At 60.9% G+C, this 529-nt stretch carries 1 protein-coding gene; it reads left to right on the forward strand.

Features of this window, described 5'->3' with window-relative positions:
* Positions 1–529: type VI secretion system tip protein VgrG (gene tssI, locus JNK74_30135; GenBank protein ID MBL7650429.1), on the forward strand; the 529-nt coding region annotated here is incomplete at both ends.

The raw sequence follows: 529 nt of genomic DNA on the forward strand, positions 1-529 counted from the left end.
TTCCATGGGGACCGTTACGGCAAGCAAGACGAGAACGATTCGTGTTGGATTCGCGTCAGCCAATTCTGGGCCGGCAAGCACTGGGGGGCCATCCACATTCCGCGAATGGACCAGGAAGTGGTGGTCGAGTTCCTCGAAGGCGACCCCGACCGACCCCTGATCACCGGCCGGGTCTACAACCGCGAGCAGATGCCGCCGTGGGATCTGCCGCGGCACAAGACGCAATCAGGCATCCTCACGCGCTCCACGCTTCACGGCACCCAGAGCGACGCCAACCTGATTCGTTTCGAGGACAAGAAGGGCGAGGAGGAACTCCACGTCCACGCCCAGCGCAATCTCGTCACCGTCGTCGAGAAGGACGAAATCCGCTGGGTCTGGGAGAACAGCCACATCACGACCTGGAAGGACCACATCGAGCATGTCAATGGAAACATGCAGTTGCTCGTCGGCACCGAGGGCGGGAACCAGGACGTCTGGGTATCCGGCAACAAGACCGAAACCATCGGCGCCAACAACGATTTCCACGTCA

This window comes from Candidatus Hydrogenedentota bacterium, from assembly GCA_016791475.1.
Taxonomy (GTDB): domain Bacteria; phylum Hydrogenedentota; class Hydrogenedentia; order Hydrogenedentales; family JAEUWI01; genus JAEUWI01.